This window comes from Thauera chlorobenzoica (genome assembly GCF_001922305.1).
GTDB lineage: Bacteria > Pseudomonadota > Gammaproteobacteria > Burkholderiales > Rhodocyclaceae > Thauera > Thauera chlorobenzoica.
In genome coordinates, this window is the sequence record NZ_CP018839.1 from 81,040 (window position 1) to 98,092 (window position 17,053).

A 17,053-nucleotide genomic window follows, 5' to 3' on the forward strand; every position below is an offset into this window, starting at 1 on the left:
CGCTCAATGCACGACCGGTTCGTAGTCCCAGTCGTCTTCTTCGGTCAGCAGTTCGTCCACCATCAGGGTGTCGATCGGTTCTTCCTGCTGCCACAGCACCATCAGCACGATCACCTTCAGGCGGTTCAGGGTGATGGTGAAGTCGTGCAAGGCCATCGCCCGTTCGATGATCAGCTCGCGGTGGGCCGCACCGAGCACGCCGGCGCTTTCCAGCAGGCTGAGAAAGCCGCGGCAGGGGGCGTCGAGATGGGTCTGCTCGGCGTCGGTGTAGATGCGCACCGAGCCGGCACTGGGGGTGCATCCCGGATGGATTTCGCGTGCCACCCGGCGCAGGCCGGCGAGCCACTCGAGCGCTTCCGAGATTTCTTCCTGCTCGAAGCCGGCGGCCGACAGCTTGCGCGCCAGCAGCTCGGATTCGGGGCAGGCGTCGGCGTGAATGTAGCTTTCGAACAGGTATACAAGAATGTCGAACAAAACGGCCTCTTCTGGATTCGGCGCTGCGGGACACGTACGGCAAACACGCCTGCGGGCGGCTTCGGCGGCGATTCAGGCGATGTTTCAGGACTGGCAGCGCACCGCTTCAGGTGCGGTGCAGGCGGCCGCCGGGCAGGCGGGCGAGGTGTCCGTCCAGCTCCAACGGCAGCAGGATGGCGTAGAGGGCATCGACCGTCAAGCCGCAGCGCTGGGCGAGGGTGTCGATGTCCACCGGGTCGTGGCCGATGATCTGGAGCACGCGCGCGGCCTCGGCGTCGAGGACGAGCGCGGCCTGCGCCGGGGCGGCGGAGGGCGGCTCCGGGGTGCCGGCGCCGGGTGCGCGGGCCCCGCGGTGGCGGCTGGGCGCAGGCGCGGACGGGGTTTTCCAGCCGAGCCGGCCGCGCAGCTCCTCGACCACGTCCTCGGCGGTTTCGACCAGCTTGGCGCCGTCGCGGATCAGGCGGTGGCAGCCGCGCGCCAGCGGCGAGTGGATCGAACCGGGGATGGCGAACACTTCGCGCCCGCTTTCGGTTGCCAGGCGGGCGGTGATCAGCGAGCCGCTGTTGACCGCCGCCTCCACCACCAGCACGCCCTGGGCGAGTCCGGCGATCAGGCGGTTGCGGCGCGGGAAGTTGTGCGGCAGGGGTGGGGTGCCAAGCGGCAGCTCGCTGACGACCACGCCGGCGGCGGCGATCTCGCGCGCCAGCGCGGCATTCTGTGCCGGATAGATGCGGTCGATGCCGGTGCCGATCACCGCCACCGTGCCGCCGCCTTCGGCGCCGGCGGCGAGCGCACCGCGGTGGGCGGCGGCGTCGATCCCCAGCGCCAGGCCGCTGACGATGGTCAAGCCCTGCGCGGCCAGGGCGCGGGCGAAGGCTTCGGCGTTGGCGTTGCCCTGCGCGCTCGCCGAACGGGCACCGACGAGGGCGATCGCCGGGCGCTGCAACAGCTCCGGTCGTCCCTTCAGGTACAACAGCGGCGGTGGATCGGCGATGTCGAGCAGGCTGCGCGGATAGGCGTCGTCGGCCAGGGTCAGGAGGTGGTTGCCGCTTTCGGCGGCCCAGGCCAGGCCTTGTTCGATGCGCTCTGGCGGTGGCGGGGCGAGCACGGCCGCCGCCGCCTCGCGGCCGACGACCGCGGCAAGCGCGCCGCGGCCGGCGGTGAAGATGTGCTGCGGCAGGCCGAAGGCGGCGAGCAGGCTGCGCTGGTGGGCGGCGCCCAGGCCGGGCACCGCGCTCAGGCGCAGCCAGTGGGCGAGATCGTCCGTGTCGGGTGCCACAGTGCGGTGCCGGGGGCGCTCAGGGTCTGCGCACGGCGTCGGCGAGGGTGACGTAGCCGTCGGCGTCCATCACCAAAGCGTAGGAGACGCGCTCGAAGACGCGGAACACGAACACCGTGCCGTAGCGCTTTTCCGGCAGGGTGAAGCTTTCCTTGCCGTCCTCGCCGTTGAATTCGGCGCTGCCGCGGTTGCGGAACAGCGCCAGCACATGGCCGCGCTCGATGCCGTCGCGCTCGCCGAGGTTGAGGGCGACGACGTTGAGGCGGCCGGTTTCGCTGACGCCGCGATGGATCGAGATGATCCGGCCTTCGAGTGCCTGCGCCGGCGCGTGTGGGGCGTAGGAGAACACGGCCGGGCGCTCGCTCGGCAGCATCAGGTCGCCGACGCCGATTTCCTCGACCGCGGAGACGATTTCGAGCGTTGCCGGAGTGCCGCGTCCGGTGACGCGGGCGGTGCCGAGGTAAGCCGCTTCCCAGGCGATGGTCTCGCGTGTCAGCGGGTCTTCGAGGGGCCGCGCGGGGCGGTAGATGTGCCAGACTTCGGTGCTGTCGTCGACGTCCTTGGCGAAGATGGTGTCGCCCGAACCGGTCAGCACCCGGCTGGTCTCGGTGGCGACGATCGTCGCCGAGCCTTCCAGGCGCGGTCCATCGACCACCAGCGGGCGGCTGAGGAAAGGCTCGATGATCTGTAACGGAATGCTCGGCACCGCGGTGTCGAGGGCTTCGCTGTAGACCTGCGGTTGCAGCCGGACCTCGCGGGTGCCGCCGATGCGGCGGCCGATCGACAGCCAGGGGCCGCTGCGGTCGAGCAGGATCACCTGCCCGGGGTAGATCAGGTGGGGGTTGCGGATCTGGTCGTGGTTCAGGCGCCAGACTTCGGGCCAGCGCCAGGGCTGCTGCAGGAAGCGGGCGGAGATGTCCCACAAGGTGTCGCCCCGCGCGACGGTGTAGCTGTCGGGGGCGTTGTCGGCCAGGCGTGCACCGGACTGGGCGTGGGCGGCCGCGCTGAACAGGGCCGCAATGCCGAGCAGCAGAGGGAATATAATTCGGGTCATCGATCGCTTCCGGTAGATGGGGGGCGCCGAAATCGTTCCGGAACGCTGCCGGAACCTCAGGGTCGAAGCGGCAGCGCGGCGCAGGCCGGGTCGCGCAGGTGCCGCGGCATCCCATCCCACCCCCATTACATGCGCATGCATGTGAAATCGCTGGAAATTCTGCACGCAAAGGTTTAACCCGGCAAGGCATTCATGGCTCTCCTACCTATTCTCCGCTACCCCGATCCCCGCCTGCACACCGTCGCCAAGCCGGTGGCGCAGGTCGACGACGACATCCGCCGACTCGTCGAGGACATGGCTGAAACCATGTACGAAGCACCCGGCGTCGGTCTCGCCGCCACCCAGGTGAACGTTCACCGGCGCGTCGTCGTGATCGACGTGTCCGAAGACAAGAGCAGCCTGATGGCGCTGATCAACCCCGAGATCCTCGAGCGCGCGGGCGAGCAGGTGTGCGAGGAAGGCTGCCTGTCGGTGCCCGGCGTCTACGAAAAGGTCAAGCGCGCCGAGCGGGTCAGGGTCCGCGCCCTGGACGCGAAGGGCGAGACGGTCGAGTTCGAGGCCGAGGGCCTGCTCGCGGTCTGCGTCCAGCACGAGATCGACCACCTCGACGGCAAGGTCTTCATCGAATACCTGTCCCAGCTCAAGCTCGGCCGCATCAAGAGCAAGCTGGCCAAGCAGGCCCGCATCACCGCATGACGGCCGCGCCCGCTTCCAGTGGCGGCACGTTGCGCGTCGCCTTCGCCGGCACGCCCGAGTTCGCCGCGTGCGCGCTCGACGCCATCCTGCAGGCCGGCTACGAGGTTCCGCTGGTGCTGACCCAGCCCGACCGCCCGTCCGGGCGCGGCATGAAGCTCACCCCGAGCGCGGTCAAGCAGCTCGCCCTCGCCCGCGGCATCGCCGTCGACCAGCCGGAGAAGCTGCGCACCGCAGAGCAGCGCGCCGCGCTCGCCGCCTGTGCGCCCGACGTGCTGGTGGTGGCGGCCTACGGCCTGCTCCTGCCGCCGGCGGTGCTGGCGCTGCCGCGCCTGGGCTGCATCAACATCCACGCCTCGCTGCTGCCGCGCTGGCGCGGCGCGGCGCCGATCCACCGCGCAATCGAAGCCGGCGACGCCGAGACCGGGGTCACCATCATGCAGATGGATGAAGGGCTCGACACCGGGGCGATGCTGCTGGTGCGCAGGACGCCGATCCTGCTCGCCGACACCACCGCCCGCCTGCACGACCGCCTTGCCGCACTTGGCGGCGAAGCCATCGTCGATGCGCTCGGCGCGCTCGCTGCCGGCACCCTGCGGGCCACGCCGCAGCCGGACGAAGGCGTCACCTACGCGGCCAAGATCGGCCGTGCCGAAGCGACGATCGACTGGACGCGGCCGGCGGCGGCGATCGAGCGTGCGGTGCGCGCCTTCGACCCCTTTCCCGGCGCCGTTTCCGTGCTGCGCGACAGCGCGATCAAGTGCTGGGCGGCGCAGCCCGTCGACGGCCGCGGCGCACCCGGCACCGTGCTCGCGGTGGACGATGGCGGCATCACCGTGGCCTGCGGCGAAGGCGCGCTCCGCCTCCTCAGCCTGCAGCGCGCGGGCAGCAAACGCCTGCCCGCGGGGGAATTCCTGCGCGGCTTCGCGGTCTGTGTCGGCGAACGCTTCGCCACCGCTTCCCCGGCGTGAACCGGCGCGGGCGGCCGGCTCTTGATTCCGCCTCGCCCGCCTCCATTTTCATCGTCAATCAATCTCGTGCAGGAAGGATTCCGCAATGTTCGGTAACTGGATCAAGACTTCGATACTGATGGCCGGCATCGTCGCCCTGTTCGGCGCGATGGGCGCGGCCATCGGCGGCCAGCAAGGCATGCTGATCGCGCTCGTGGTCGGCGGCGCGATGAATTTCTGGGCCTACTGGTTCTCTGACAAGGCGGTGCTGAAGATGTACCACGCCCGCCCGGTCGATGCCGCCTCCTCGCCCTACCTCTACAACATGGTGCGCGAACTCGCTCAGCGCGCCGGGCTGCCGATGCCCAAGGTGTACATCATCGACGAAGCCCAGCCCAACGCCTTCGCCACCGGACGCAACCCGGAAAACGCCGCTGTCGCCGCCACCACCGGCATCATCCGCATGCTCTCCGAGCGCGAGCTGCGCGGGGTGATGGCGCACGAGCTGGCCCACGTCAAGAACCGCGACATCCTGATCTCGACGATCTCGGCGACGGTCGCCGGCGCGATCTCGATGCTCGCCAACTTCGGCATGTTCTTCGGCGGGCGCGACGGTGAGGACCGCCCCAATCCGGTGGTGTCGATCGCGATGATGATCCTCGCCCCGCTCGCCGGCATGATCATCCAGATGGCGATCAGCCGCACCCGCGAGTTCGGCGCCGACCGCGGCGGCGCGGAGATCTCCGGCGACCCCGAAGCGCTCGCCGCGGCGCTGGCCAAGATCGACGCCTACGCCCGGGGCATTCCGATGCACACTGCCGAACAGCACCCCGAGACCGCGCAGATGATGATCATGAACCCGCTCTCCGGCGGCGGCCTGCGTGGCCTGTTCTCGACCCACCCGTCCACCCAGGAGCGCATCGCCCGCCTGCGCGCGATGCGCTGAAGCGGCGGTATCCGCGTTCCCCCGCCGCTGCCCGGCCGGCGGCGGGGTGATCGCCGCGCCCACGGCACGCATGCCCGATTTTTCACCTTCCCGCCCTGGCCGGATCGTGTACGCTTTGCCTTTCGCCGACCCGCAACGGACAAGCGCGGCGGCCTTCTTCAATCACCCGGAGGACAGACTCATGACTACAGTGACCCTTGGCGGCAACCCGATCGACGTGGCGGGCCGTTTTCCCCAGGCCGGCGATACCGCGCCCGCCTTCAAGCTGACCGGCGCCGACCTCGCCGACGTCGGCCTCGACGCCTTCGCCGGCAAGCGCAAGGTGCTCAACATCGTCCCCAGCCTCGACACCCCGGTGTGCGCGACCTCGACGCGCAAGTTCAACGAGGAAGCCGGCAAGCTCGCCGACACCGTGGTCCTGGTCGTTTCCGCCGACCTGCCTTTCGCCGCGAAGCGCTTCTGCGAGACCGAAGGCCTCAACAACGTGCACACCCTGTCGACCTTCCGCAACCCGGGCTTTGCCCAGGCCTACGGCGTGGCGATCACTTCCGGCCCGCTCGCCGGCGTCACCGCGCGCGCGGTAGTCGTGATCGATGCCAACGACAAGGTCGTGCATGCCCAGCTCGTGCCCGAGATCAAGGAAGAACCCGACTACGCCGCGGCGCTCGCCGCGCTGAAGTAAGCCGGGTACCCCCGGCGCGTTGCCCGCCCGCTGCTGCGGCGCGGGCTTGCGCAGCGAAGCCGAAAAATACCGCCTGCACGCTGCTCAGTGCTGCAGCGCCCGGGCGACGAACTGGCGCGCCACCCGCGGCCGCGGCACGCGCTCGTCGAACCACTGACGCACGTCGGCCTCCAGGCCGATGCCGTGCATGTAGTTGTAGAGCGCCTTGTTGAGTGCCTTGCCGAGGCGGTCGTGGTCGACGCCGGTGGGGTCGATGAAGCCGACGTCGTTCTTCGCGAACGTCCCCTTCGGCAGCGGCACCAGGGTGACGCCGAATTCCTCCGGATTCTTGCCCACCGGCGAATGCACGGTGCACGCGAAGCGGTGGAAGAAGCCGGACTGGATGCAGCCGGCGGCGAACAGCTGGCGCACGTATTCGAGCGCATCGACGGTGTCGGGCACGGTCTGGGTCGGGAAGCCGTACATCAGATAGGCGTGGACCAGCACGCCGGCTTCGCTGAAGGCGTGGGTGACGCGCGCCACCTGTTCCACCGACACGCCCTTTTTCATCAGCTTCAGCAGGCGGTCGGAGGCCACTTCCAGCCCGCCCGAGACCGCGATGCAGCCGCTGTCGGCGAGCAGGCGGCACAGTTCCGGCGTGAACGATTTCTCGAAGCGGATGTTGCCCCACCACGAGATCGCCACCCCGCGCCGCAGCAGCTCCTCGGCGAGCGCGCGCAGGGCTTTCGGCGGTGCGGCCTCGTCGACGAAGTGAAAGCCGCTCTGCCCGGTCTCGGCGATGATCGCCTCGATGCGATCGACCAGCGCGCTGGCGGCGGCACCGTCGTAGCGGCCGATGTAGTCGAGACTGATGTCGCAGAAGCTGCACTTCTTCCAGTAGCAGCCGTGGGCGACGGTGAGCTTGTTCCAGCGCCCGTCCGACCACAGCCGGTGCATCGGGTTGAGCATGTCGAGCACCGACAGGTAGCCGTCCAGCGGCAGGCCGTCCCAGGTCGGGGTGCCGACCTCGGCGAAGGGCACATCGGGCTCGGCACAGTTGATGTAGCGCACCGCGCCGTCGGCCTCGCGTACGAACGTGCGCACCAGGCGCTCGCGCTCGCGTTTGCCCTGCAGGTGTTTGAGCAGGGCCAGCAGCGGGCGCTCGCCGTCGTCCAGGGTGACATAGTCGAAGTCGTCGAACACCCGCGGCTCGGCCAGTTCGCGCAGCTCGGTGTTGACGAAGCCGCCGCCGAGCACGGTGACGACCTCCGGGTGGCGCGCCTTGATCGCCCGGGCGATGCGAAAGGCGCCATACACCGAACCGGGAAAGGGGGTGGACACCAGCACCACCTGCGGTGCGTGGCGGGAAACGGCTTCGAGGGCGAGCTCGCTCAGATACGCATCGACTAGCGTCGGCGGCGCGGCCAGCGCGGCGGCGAGCGGTTCGAAGCTGGGCTGGCTCATCGCCAGCGATTCGGCGTAGCGCACGAACTCGAAGCGCGCATCGACCGCCTCGCGCAGCAGGTCGGCAAGTTCGTTGAGGTACAGCGTGGCGAGGTGGCGGGCGCGGTCGGCGAGACCGAGCGCGCCGAAGGCCCAGGCCAGCGGATCGCCGCCGTCGGGATCGTCGGGGTCGACGTAGGCGTCGAGCGCATCGAAGCGCGGTCCTTCGGGCAGGAAGCTGCGGCTGGCGATGCGGTGGGCGAGGGTCGGGTCGCGCCCCTGGAGAAAGGCGATGGTCGGGCCGATGGTGTAGCGGTAACGGGCGAAGTGCTCGAGAAAACCCTGCACCAGCGGCGTGCGCCGGTTTTTCGGCAGGGCCCCGGCGCGGGCGCGGATCGCATCCAGCCCGGTGGGCGACAGCAGGCGCAGCACCAGCGCCAGGGCGAGGTCTTCCTGCACTGCGTCGATGGCGCGCGAACGCAGGAAGCCGGTGAGGTAGGCGGTGGACGGGTAGGGCGTGTTGAGCTGGGTCATCGGCGGGATGACGGAGAGCACGCGCAGGCTGGGAGGTGTCATCGGAGGGGGGCGTATTTCCGTTCGTTGCAAGGGCTGAACTGCGCATGAGGGCTGGCCCGCGGTGAAATTTTCCCCTTTTTTGATGTTCGCGGGTTCTCCGTGCAGCGCCCTTGTCGGTTGATCGGGACCTTGTTCTTGAACTCGGGAGGCCGCCGGCCGTCGAGCGTGAAATCCGACTGAGCGCCAGGCAGGCTTTGCCTTTGCCGGCCGACAACGGCCCGCAGGCTCGAGATCGACTCCGGGGTGGAACCGTGCGCGCGGGTTCTGTGGCCGGGTTCGGGGGCGTGGGGGCGGAAAGGACGAAGCGCGCTCAGCGCCGGCCCGGCGGGATGTCGCGCAAGGGTTCGGGCAGCTTCAGCGTGCCCGAGTCGGAGAAGCGCATGCCGCCCAGCAGTCCGCCGGCGAGGCGGCCGCGCAGGGTGTAGGGCACTTCGGTGGCGGGCTTGCCTTCGAGTGCGCCCAGCGCCTGGCGGAGCACGGCGGCGGCGGACACCGACACCGGGATCTCGAGCAGCGCTTCGCCGAAGCGCGGCACGCTGCCCTGGCGGTCGCTGACTCCGGTGGCGAAGGGCTTGCCGTTGAGGTCCAGCTCCAGCGCGAGGCCGTCGAAGTCGATCGCGCGCTCGTTCGGGTTCTGTACCCGCAGCCTCACCGTGAAGCGGATTTCCATGCCCTGGCCGGGCAGCGGCTCGATGCCGACGACGTTGATCCGCACCGGCTCGCGCGGCCCCAGGCTGGCGCAACCGGCGAGGGCGAGCGCGAGCAGCACGAGGAGGGCGGCGGTGGCGTGACGGAGCGGAACGGGGAAGGCTGGGCGGAACATCGTGGGCACCTTCGTCGGCAGGGCGGGGGCGGGGGACATTCTACCCCCGGCCCCGCGCCGCGTCCGGCGCAGCGGGCGGGTGGCGGGCGCGCGCGATCGCGTCGCCGATTTTCATCGCGCTGACGAAGGGGCTGAGCCTGGCGGGCTCCGCGGGCACGAGCAGGGTGAGCTCGTCGCGCATCCGCGTTGCGGCGACGTAGAAGCGGTTGCTTTCCTCGCTGCGGTCGCAGCCGGCGAGCGGAAACGCGCCCTCTTCGAGCAGGGGCAGGATCACGGCATCGAACTCCTGGCCCTTGGCCGCTTCGACGGTGCAGAGCAGCACGGTCTTGCGCCGGCGCAGCTCGGCGACCCGTTCCTCGGCCTGGCGCAGCCACTGGGCGAACTCGCGCAAGGGGCGGCCGCTGCGGCGGGCGGCGTCGATGAAGCCGGCGATCGAGCGGCTCACCGCCGCCGCGCTCGCCGGGTCGATGAAGATGCGCTGGGCGACGCGCTCGAGCTCGAGCGCGGCGACCGCCCGTTCCAGCGCCACGTCTGCGGTTTCATCGGCCGGCGCGGCGCGCAGAATCTCGAGCGCGCCGGCCAGGCGCACGCGGGCCGATTGCTGCGCCGGGGTTTCGGCGACGGCCTGCGCCGCGGCGCGTTGCCGGCTGAGCAGGACGTCGGCCTCGTCGTGCCGGCCTTCGCGGCGCAGCCGGGCGAGGAGGGCGAGGAGACGATGCGCGGCCTGCGTCTCCTCGTCGTCGGAGAGTCCGGCGGCGGCGCGGTCGGCGAGCGTCTGCGGCTGCAGCAGCCGGCCCTGGAGGAAGGCGTCGAACAGTTCGGGCTGGGCGGCGGCGGTCTTCAGGTCCTCGATCCGGCTCGTCGCCCAGGCCAGTTCCTGCCACAGCTCCAGCGCCTGGAGGACCTGCAGGCGCCGCTCCGCTCCCGGAATCGATTCGTAGTCTTCGAGGGCGAACGCGATCACCCCCCGCAGCATGAGGATTTCGGGGCGCAGGAAATAGCTCTCCAGGCCTTCGACGCGGACGCCGATGCCGGCTTCGAGGAGGGCGTTTTCGATCGCGATCGACTGGTCGGGGGAACGCAGGATGATCGCGCAGCGGTCGAGCCGGCGGCTGCGCCGCTGCCAGTCGAGGACCCGGGCGACGGTGCGCCGGGCGGCATCGCCGGCGTCGGCATAGGCCTCGACCTCGATCCGGGCGGCATGGTCGCGGCCGGACACGACCTCCTTCGCCTTGAGGGCGGCGGTGGCGAGCGCCATCGCCGCGCCGTGGCGGAAGGTCATCGTCAGCGGCAGGCGCCGGACGCTGTGCCAGCCGGCGCCGAAACGGCTGCGGATGAAGTTCGTGCCGGCGCCGGCCCAGCGGTGGATGACCTGGTCGAAGTCGCCGGCGCCGGTGAAGAAGGCACTGCCCTGGGCGAGCAGGTGCTCGAGGCAGGCGTAGCTTGCCGGGTTCATGTCCTGCAGTTCATCGACGATCACCATGCGGTATTTGGGCAGCGTGGGGGGTGGGTCGCTGCCGGTCAGCAGGCAGGCGAGGTCGTAGGTGGCGTCGAACACGGTGCGCCAGCGGCACGCTTCGCCGTCGCCGGCGCGCTCCTTTTCGAGCTGGCGGTAGAGGGCGAACACGCCTTCCGCGATGTCGAGCGCGTCGGCCCGCATCGCCACGGTTTCGTCCTCTTCCAGCGCCGGCCTGACGAGTTGGGTCTTGAGCCGGCGGGCGATCTGGAGGAAGTCGGCGATCTGCGCGTTGTGTTCCGGCAGCCATAGCTCGCGCGGCGCCTGGCGCAGGGCGTTGAGCCGGTGCAGCTCGGCGACGGCGGCGCGGACATGGGGGGCGAGGGCCTCGAAGCTGGCCAGGAAAGGGGTGTCGCCGCCCTCCAGCGCACGCAGCGTGTCGCGGGCGAAGTCATCGAAGGTGGTGCACCGCACGCGCCGGGCGAGCCCGGGGTCGAGGCCGACCTCGACCAGACGCTGCTGCAGCACGCGCGCCGCCTCGGCGGAAAAGCTCAGGACGATGATGTGCTCGGGCGCGACCCGGCGCGTGATCGACTCGGCGATGCGCAGTGCCAGCGTCGTGGTCTTGGCTGCCCCCGCGTTCGCCATCGCGATCACGTGGCGGGCGCGGTTGGTCTGGATCGCAACCTGCTCGGCGGTCGGGGTGAACGCCGCCGGCTGGAAGCGCGGTACGGCATGCGCGGTTGCGGGCGGGGTCTTGTCGGTCATGTCGGAGTGGGGGTCGGTGTCGGATGGCGGTACGGATCTTACCCGTCTTGTGCTCCCGGGCAGGGCGGCCGGGGCGGTCCGCGGCTTTATCTGGGATCATGGCGGGACGAGAGAGCGGATTTCGAGATGAGCCAAGCTTCGCATCGCACTGCCACCGCCGCCGCGCCCGCCGGAATGAAGCCGGGTGCGGGGCGCGTTTCCGCGCTGCGCGGGCTGCTCCCCTTCCTGCGCCCCTACCGCGCCCGGCTCGCGCTCGCCTTCGCGCTGCTGTGCCTGGGCTCGGGCACCATCCTGGTGGTGCCGCTGGCGTTTCGCGACCTGATCGACTCCGGCTTCGGCACGGGCGTGGCGCAGGGGCGCGCGCTGCTCGGCACGGCCGGCCTGGACGGCCAGTTCCTCGTCCTGTTCGGGCTCGCCACCTTCTGGGCCGCGGCGGTGGCGGCGCGCTACTACGCGGTGTCGTGGGTCGGCGAGCGGGTCACCGCCGACCTGCGCTGCGCGGTCTACGCGCGGGTGCTGGGGCAGTCGCCGCAGTTCTTCGAGACGCTGCAGACCGGCGAAGTGCTGTCGCGGCTGACCGGCGATACCACGCTGATCCAGACCGTGGTCGGCAGCTCGGTGTCGATGGGGCTGCGCAGCCTGTTCCAGTTCGGCGGCGGGATGGTGATGCTGGCGGTGACCAGCGCACACCTGTTCGGCCTGATCTTCGGCCTGATGGCGGTGCTCGCCCTGCCGATTGCCGCCATCGGCCGGCGGGTGAGGACGCTGTCGCGCGAATCGCAGGACCGCATCGCCGACGCCTCGGCGCTGGCGGGCGAGATTCTCAACGCGATGCCCACGGTGCAGGCCTTCACCCAGGAACAGTACGAAGCGCAGCGCTTCGCCGCGCGCACCGAGACCGGCTTTCGCACTGCGGTGCGGCGCACCCGGGTGCGGGCGTTGCTGGCGGCGCTGATCATCGGCGCGGTGATGGGCACGATCATCTTCGTGCTGTGGATCGGCGCGCGCCAGGTGCAGGCCGGCACTCTCAGCCTCGGCGAGCTCGGCGCCTTCGTCCTGTATGCGGCGCTGGTGGCGGGCGGGGCGGGCACGCTGGCCGAAGTGTGGGGCGACGTGATGCGCGCCGGCGGCGCCACCGAGCGCCTGCTCGAACTGCTGCAGGCCGAGTCGGCGATCCGCGAGACGAGCGCGCCGCAGCCGCCGCGGCGGGCGGCGCAGGTGGGCATCGTCTTCGACCATGTCGGCCTTGCCTATCCGGCACGCCCCGGCGTGCGCGTGCTCGACGACCTCTGCCTGGAGATCGTGCCCGGTGAGCGGGTGGCGCTGGTGGGGCCGTCGGGCGCGGGCAAGACCAGCCTGTTCCAGCTCCTGCTGCGCTACTACGAGGTCTCGGCGGGCGCCATCCGCATCGACGGCCAGGACATCCGCCAGCTCGCGCTGCGCGAGCTGCGCCGCGGCATCGCCCTCGTGCCGCAGGAGCCGGTGATCTTTTCCGCCAGTGCGCTGGAAAACATCCGCTACGGGCGGCCGGCGGCGAGCGACGAAGACGTGCTCGCCGCCGCGCGCGCGGCCGCCGTCGACGAGTTCATCACCCGCCTCCCCGAAGGCTATGCCACCTTCCTCGGCGAGCGCGGGACCCGCCTGTCGGGCGGCCAGCGTCAGCGTATCGCGATCGCCCGCGCGATCCTCAAGCGCGCCCGCCTGCTGCTCCTCGACGAAGCCACCAGCGCGCTCGATGCCGAATCCGAACGCCTCGTGCAGCAGGGACTGGCGGCGGCGATGGAGGGCCGCACCACCCTGATCATCGCTCACCGCCTGGCCACCGTGCAGCAGGTGGACCGCATCGTCGTGATCGACCACGGGCGCATCGTCGAGACCGGCACCGCGGCCGACCTGCGCCGTCAGGGCGGCCTCTACGCGCGCCTCGCGGCGCTGCAGCTGGCATCATGAGCGGGCGCGGGGCGCGCTGCGACCGGCGCTGCCGGCGCGGGTCATTTATCATCGGCGGCGCCGCCTTGCCGCCCGCTGTTCCGCCGACTTCATCCGAGACGTTCCGATGCCCCGCTTCCTCCACACCGCCGACTGGCAGATCGGCAAGCTGTTCGGCCAGTTCGAGCCCGACGAAGCCGCGCTCCTTGCCGAGGAGCGCTTTGCCGCGGTCGAGCGCCTTGCCCGCCTCGCCCAGCAGCATGCGGTCGATGCGGTGCTGGTGGCGGGCGACGTGTTCGACGCCCAGACCGTCGCCGATCGCAGCGTCCACCGCCTGTTCAACGCGATGGCCGGCTTTGCCGGGCCGTGGCTGCTGCTGCCCGGCAACCACGATGCTGCGCTCGCCGAGTCGGTGTGGACGCGCGCCGCGCGCCTGCACGCGATCCCGCCCAACGTCCGCGTCTGCCTGGAGGCGCGGCCGGTGCTGGTCGAAGCGGCCGGGATGGCGGTGCTGCCGGCGCCGCTGACCCAGCGCAATACCTTCAATGACCTCACCGAGTGGTTCGCCGGCGCCGACACTCCGCCCGCGTTGGTGCGCATCGGTTTCGCCCACGGCAGCGTGCAGGGCATCCTCGCCGAGGACATCGACGCCGCCAACCCGATCGCCGCCGGCCGTGCCGCATCGGCCCGGCTCGACTACCTCGCGCTCGGCGACTGGCACGGCACGCGCCGGATCGATGCCCGCTGCTGGTACGCCGGCACCCCGGAAACCGACCGCTTCCGCGCCAACGATTCGGGCCGGGCGCTCCTCGTCGAGCTTGCCGCGCCCGGCGCGCTGCCCGCGGTCAGCGTGCTCGCCAGCGGGCGCTATCGGTGGCACGCGCTCAGCGCCGAGCTGCAGGTGGCGAGCGACGTCGACCGCCTGCTCGCGGAGCTTGCCCGCTTCGGCGCGGACGACGTGGTCCAGCTCGAGGTCGGCGGCCGCAGCGACCTCGCCGGCCACCGCCGCCTGAGCGATGCGCTCGGCCAGGCCCGGGGGCGCACGCGCAGCCTGGTCGCCGAGCTCGGCGCGCTGCAGCTCGAACCGACCGTCGCCGACCTCGAGGGCCTCGCCGCCGACGGCTATCTGGGCGAAGTCATCGCCCGCTTGCAGGCCGCCCAGCACGGCGCCGAGCCGGCGGCGGCGCAGACCGCGCGCGATGCCCTGGTGCTGCTCGCCGGCCTCCTCGAGCGCCGCGCCCCGGGCGCGGCCGCTGCCGCCGCTGCGCCCGGAGGGGACCGATGAAGCTCACCCGCATCCGCGTCGACCAGTTCCGCCAGTTCCGCCGCGCGCTCGAAATCGACGGCCTCGATGCCGGCCTGAACCTGTTCACCGGCCCCAACGAGGCGGGCAAGAGCACCCTGGTCGCCGCCATCCGCGCCGCCTTCTTCGAGCGCCACCGCTCCGCCAGCGTGGACGATCTGCGCCCCTGGGGCGATCCCGCCGCCGCGCCCACGGTGGCGCTCGACTTCGAGCTGGACGGCCAGCCCTGCCGGCTGGTGAAGACTTTCCTGGCGAAAAAGCGCTGCACGCTGCAGATCGGGGGTGAGACGCTCGACGGCGAGGAGGCCGAAAACCGCCTCGCTGCGCTACTCGGCTTCCAGCACGCCGGGCGCGGTGCGAGCAAGGCCGAGCACTGGGGCATTCCGGGGCTGCTGTGGATCGAGCAGGGCGGCGCGCAGGCGCTGCGTGAAGCGGTCGGCCACGCCGGCGATCATCTGCGCGGCGCGCTCGAAGGCGCGCTCGGCGAAGTCGCCGCCAGCGGCGGCGACGCCCTGCTTGCCACCGTCGAGGCGCAGCGCGCCGAACTGCTCACCGAAGCCGGCGGCCGTCCGCGCGGCGCCTACAAGGAGGCGCTCGAAGCCGAGGTCGCCCTGGCCGGCGAGCTGGGCGCGCTCGATGAGGCGATCGCCCGCTACCGCCAGCGCGTCGATGCGCTCGCCGCGCTGCGCGCCGAACATGCCGCCGACGAGGCGGAGCAGCCCTGGCGTGCGTTCCGCGCCCATCAGCAGGCGGCCGCCGAGCGCCTGGCGGCCGTCCGCGAGCGCGAGGCGACGCTCGCCGCGGCGCGCACGCGCGCCGCCCAGGTCGATGCCCAGCTCGCCCTGCTGCGCAGCCAGGTGGACGGCTTCGCGCGCGAGGACGAGGCCGCCGCCGCCCGCGCCGCCGCGCTCGAGGCCGCGCGCGCGGCGCTCGACAGCGTCCGCGCGCCGCTCGAACAGTGGACGGCACGGCGCGTCCAGGCCGCGCAGGCGCTGGAGACGGCGCGTGCCGCCCTGCGCGCGGCGCGCCAGGCCGAAGCCCGCGACAGCCTCGCGCGCGAGGCCGCCGCCAGCCGCACCCGCCACGCCGCCGGCGCGGCCCAGCTCGCGCGCGCCGAAGCCGCCCACGCCCAGGTGCTGGCGCTGCAGCATGCGGTGGCGGCGAACGAACTGCGTCCGGCCGATCTCGAGACCCTGCGCACCCAGGACCGCGCGCTCGCCGACCTGCGCCTGCAGCAGGCGGCGGCGGCCACCCGGCTCGTCTATGTGCTGGAGCCGGGGTGCAGCCTCGAACTCGACGGCGACACCCTGAGCGGTGCCGGCGAACGCCGGCTGCTCGCCGCCGCCAGCCTCGTCCTGCCCGGCCTCGGCCGCCTGCAGATCGCTCCCGGCGGCGCCGACCTTGCCGCGCTTGCCGCCCGTGGCGCCGACCTCGAAGCCCGCCAGCAGGCCTTGCTCGTTCGTCTCGGGCTGGGTTCGATGGACGCCGCCGAGCGCCGCCAGCTCGAGCACGCGCGCCTCGGCGGCGAGCTCGCCACCGCCCAGGCCACCCTCGATGCGCTCGCTCCGGGCGGCATCGATGCGCTGCGCGCGGAACATGTCCGCCTGCAGGCGCGGGCCGCCGAGGCCGCGCAGGCGCTCGCCCGCCTCACCGCTCCCGCCGCGGCGGAGGTCGCCGTGCCCGCCGCTGCCGTTTCCGTCGCCGATGCCGAGGCGGCCGAGGCGGCCGCCGCCCACGCGCTCGCCGCGATCCAGGAGGGGCTGCACCGCGCCCAGCTCGCCGCCGCCAATGGCGAAACCGCGCTCGCCGCCGCCGCGCGCGAGCTGGCCGCCGCGCGCGCCCAGCTTGCGGCCCCGGAACGTGCCCGCCGTATCGCCGCAGCGAGCGCCGCCCTCACCGATGCGCGCGCCGAGCAGCTCACCCTGGCCGCCCGCAGCGAAGCGCTCGCGGCTGAAATCGCCGCGGCCCGCCCCGACATCCTGGAACAGGACGTCGACCGCTTCCGCAGCAGCGCCGAGCAGCTCGAAAAGCGCCATGCCGAGCGCCGCGACCAGCTCGTGCGCCTCGAAATCGAGCTCCAGAGCGAGGGCGCCCAGGGGCTGGAGGCGCGCCGTGCCGAATGCGCCCGCGACCACGCCCGGGCCGCCCGCCGCGCCGCCGAGCTGCGCCGCCGGGCGCAGGCGCTCGATCTGCTGCGCAGCCTGCTGCGCGATCAGCGCCGCGCCCTCACCCGCCGCCTGCAGGCGCCGCTGCAAAAGCACCTCAACCGCTACCTGCAGCTGCTGTTCCCGCACGCCTGCGTCGAGATCGACGACAACCTCGTTCCCGGCCCGCTCACCCGCCCGCTCGCCGGCGCCGGCGGGGGCCTCGAAACCGGCGACTTCGAGGCCCTGAGCTTCGGCGCGCGCGAGCAGATGGGCGTCCTCAGCCGTCTCGCCTATGCCGACCTGCTCGCCGAAGCGGGCCGGCCGACGCTGGTGATCCTCGACGATGCGCTGGTGCATAGCGACGCCGAGCGTCTGGCGCAGATGAAGCGGGTGCTGTTCGATGCCGCCACCCGCCACCAGATCCTGCTGTTTACCTGCCATCCGGCTGCCTGGCGCGATCTGGGCGTGGGGGCGAGGTCGCTGGCGGCGCTGCGCGGGCTGAACGCCGTCGTCTAATATGCAGGAGGGGCACCCGCCGCGCGTGCCCAAAG

At 71.9% G+C, this 17,053-nt stretch carries 13 protein-coding genes; 7 read left to right on the forward strand and 6 right to left on the reverse strand.

What is annotated here, in order from left to right:
* Positions 1–3: 3 nt before the first annotated feature.
* From Tchl_RS00375 to Tchl_RS00385, 3 genes are all read right to left on the reverse strand, one after another.
* Positions 4–474, reverse strand: coding sequence for a DUF494 family protein (locus Tchl_RS00375; protein ID WP_075146655.1), 471 nt, complete (start codon positions 472–474; stop codon positions 4–6).
* Positions 475–580: 106 nt separating this feature from the next.
* Positions 581–1,753: a DNA-processing protein DprA gene (gene dprA / locus Tchl_RS00380; protein WP_075146656.1), complete on the reverse strand. Its 1,173-nt coding sequence runs from the start codon at positions 1,751–1,753 to the stop codon at positions 581–583.
* Positions 1,754–1,772: 19 nt separating this feature from the next.
* Positions 1,773–2,807, reverse strand: a complete 1,035-nt coding sequence (locus Tchl_RS00385; RefSeq protein WP_075146657.1) for a LysM peptidoglycan-binding domain-containing protein — start codon at positions 2,805–2,807, stop codon at positions 1,773–1,775.
* A 192-nt stretch (positions 2,808–2,999) separates the two neighbouring features.
* Here Tchl_RS00385 and def point away from each other — a divergent pair, with 192 nt between their 5' ends.
* The 4 genes from def to tpx all read left to right on the forward strand — a co-directional run bounded on the left by def (position 3,000) and on the right by tpx (position 6,078).
* Positions 3,000–3,503, forward strand: coding sequence for a peptide deformylase (gene def, locus Tchl_RS00390; protein ID WP_075146658.1), 504 nt, complete (start codon positions 3,000–3,002; stop codon positions 3,501–3,503).
* Positions 3,500–4,471 carry a methionyl-tRNA formyltransferase gene (fmt, locus tag Tchl_RS00395; protein WP_075146659.1) on the forward strand — a complete coding sequence of 324 codons (972 nt, stop codon included), beginning with the start codon at positions 3,500–3,502 and terminating at the stop codon, positions 4,469–4,471. Before def ends, fmt begins: the two co-directional genes overlap by 4 nt.
* A gap of 85 nt (positions 4,472–4,556) precedes the next feature.
* Positions 4,557–5,396, forward strand: a complete 840-nt coding sequence (gene htpX / locus Tchl_RS00400; protein ID WP_075146660.1) for a zinc metalloprotease HtpX — start codon at positions 4,557–4,559, stop codon at positions 5,394–5,396.
* A gap of 181 nt (positions 5,397–5,577) precedes the next feature.
* A complete protein-coding gene (tpx, locus tag Tchl_RS00405) occupies positions 5,578–6,078 on the forward strand; it encodes a thiol peroxidase (RefSeq protein WP_075146661.1) in 501 nt (166 codons plus the stop codon).
* Positions 6,079–6,162: 84 nt separating this feature from the next.
* Here the strand turns inward: tpx and Tchl_RS00410 are convergent, their stop codons facing one another.
* The 3 genes from Tchl_RS00410 to Tchl_RS00420 form a co-directional block, all read right to left on the reverse strand.
* Complete coding sequence (locus Tchl_RS00410; protein WP_075146662.1) at positions 6,163–8,076, reverse strand: B12-binding domain-containing radical SAM protein; 1,914 nt, start codon at positions 8,074–8,076, stop codon at positions 6,163–6,165.
* Between the two features lie 310 nt (positions 8,077–8,386).
* Positions 8,387–8,899, reverse strand: a complete 513-nt coding sequence (locus tag Tchl_RS00415; protein WP_075149509.1) for an LEA type 2 family protein — start codon at positions 8,897–8,899, stop codon at positions 8,387–8,389.
* A 40-nt stretch (positions 8,900–8,939) separates the two neighbouring features.
* Complete coding sequence (locus tag Tchl_RS00420; RefSeq protein ID WP_075146663.1) at positions 8,940–11,123, reverse strand: UvrD-helicase domain-containing protein; 2,184 nt, start codon at positions 11,121–11,123, stop codon at positions 8,940–8,942.
* Between the two features lie 174 nt (positions 11,124–11,297).
* On the opposite strand from Tchl_RS00420, the gene Tchl_RS00425 reads away from it, so the two are divergent.
* The 3 genes from Tchl_RS00425 (at position 11,298) to Tchl_RS18205 (ending at position 17,018) form a co-directional block, all read left to right on the forward strand.
* Positions 11,298–13,073 (forward strand): ABC transporter transmembrane domain-containing protein, encoded by a 1,776-nt coding sequence (locus Tchl_RS00425; protein WP_075149510.1) that lies wholly within the window; start codon positions 11,298–11,300, stop codon positions 13,071–13,073.
* Positions 13,074–13,179: 106 nt separating this feature from the next.
* Positions 13,180–14,337, forward strand: coding sequence for a metallophosphoesterase family protein (locus tag Tchl_RS00430; RefSeq protein WP_075146664.1), 1,158 nt, complete (start codon positions 13,180–13,182; stop codon positions 14,335–14,337).
* The gene (locus tag Tchl_RS18205; protein ID WP_075146665.1) at positions 14,334–17,018 is read left to right on the forward strand and encodes an AAA family ATPase; all 2,685 of its coding nucleotides are present in this window, start codon (positions 14,334–14,336) and stop codon (positions 17,016–17,018) included. Before Tchl_RS00430 ends, Tchl_RS18205 begins: the two co-directional genes overlap by 4 nt.
* Positions 17,019–17,053 lie beyond the last annotated feature (35 nt).

Excerpts from the sequence above, each read along its gene's own strand:
- Tchl_RS00385 (WP_075146657.1), bottom strand. The coding sequence starts at position 2,807 with ATGACCCGAATTATATTCCCTCTGCTGCTCGGCATTGCGGCCCTGTTC.
- def (WP_075146658.1), top strand. The coding sequence starts at position 3,000 with ATGGCTCTCCTACCTATTCTCCGCTACCCCGATCCCCGCCTGCACACC.
- fmt (WP_075146659.1), top strand. The coding sequence starts at position 3,500 with ATGACGGCCGCGCCCGCTTCCAGTGGCGGCACGTTGCGCGTCGCCTTC.
- htpX (WP_075146660.1), top strand. The coding sequence starts at position 4,557 with ATGTTCGGTAACTGGATCAAGACTTCGATACTGATGGCCGGCATCGTC.
- tpx (WP_075146661.1), top strand. The coding sequence starts at position 5,578 with ATGACTACAGTGACCCTTGGCGGCAACCCGATCGACGTGGCGGGCCGT.
- Tchl_RS00410 (WP_075146662.1), bottom strand. The coding sequence starts at position 8,076 with ATGACACCTCCCAGCCTGCGCGTGCTCTCCGTCATCCCGCCGATGACC.
- Tchl_RS00415 (WP_075149509.1), bottom strand. The coding sequence starts at position 8,899 with ATGTTCCGCCCAGCCTTCCCCGTTCCGCTCCGTCACGCCACCGCCGCC.
- Tchl_RS00420 (WP_075146663.1), bottom strand. The coding sequence starts at position 11,123 with ATGACCGACAAGACCCCGCCCGCAACCGCGCATGCCGTACCGCGCTTC.
- Tchl_RS00425 (WP_075149510.1), top strand. The coding sequence starts at position 11,298 with ATGAAGCCGGGTGCGGGGCGCGTTTCCGCGCTGCGCGGGCTGCTCCCC.
- Tchl_RS00430 (WP_075146664.1), top strand. The coding sequence starts at position 13,180 with ATGCCCCGCTTCCTCCACACCGCCGACTGGCAGATCGGCAAGCTGTTC.
- Tchl_RS18205 (WP_075146665.1), top strand. The coding sequence starts at position 14,334 with ATGAAGCTCACCCGCATCCGCGTCGACCAGTTCCGCCAGTTCCGCCGC.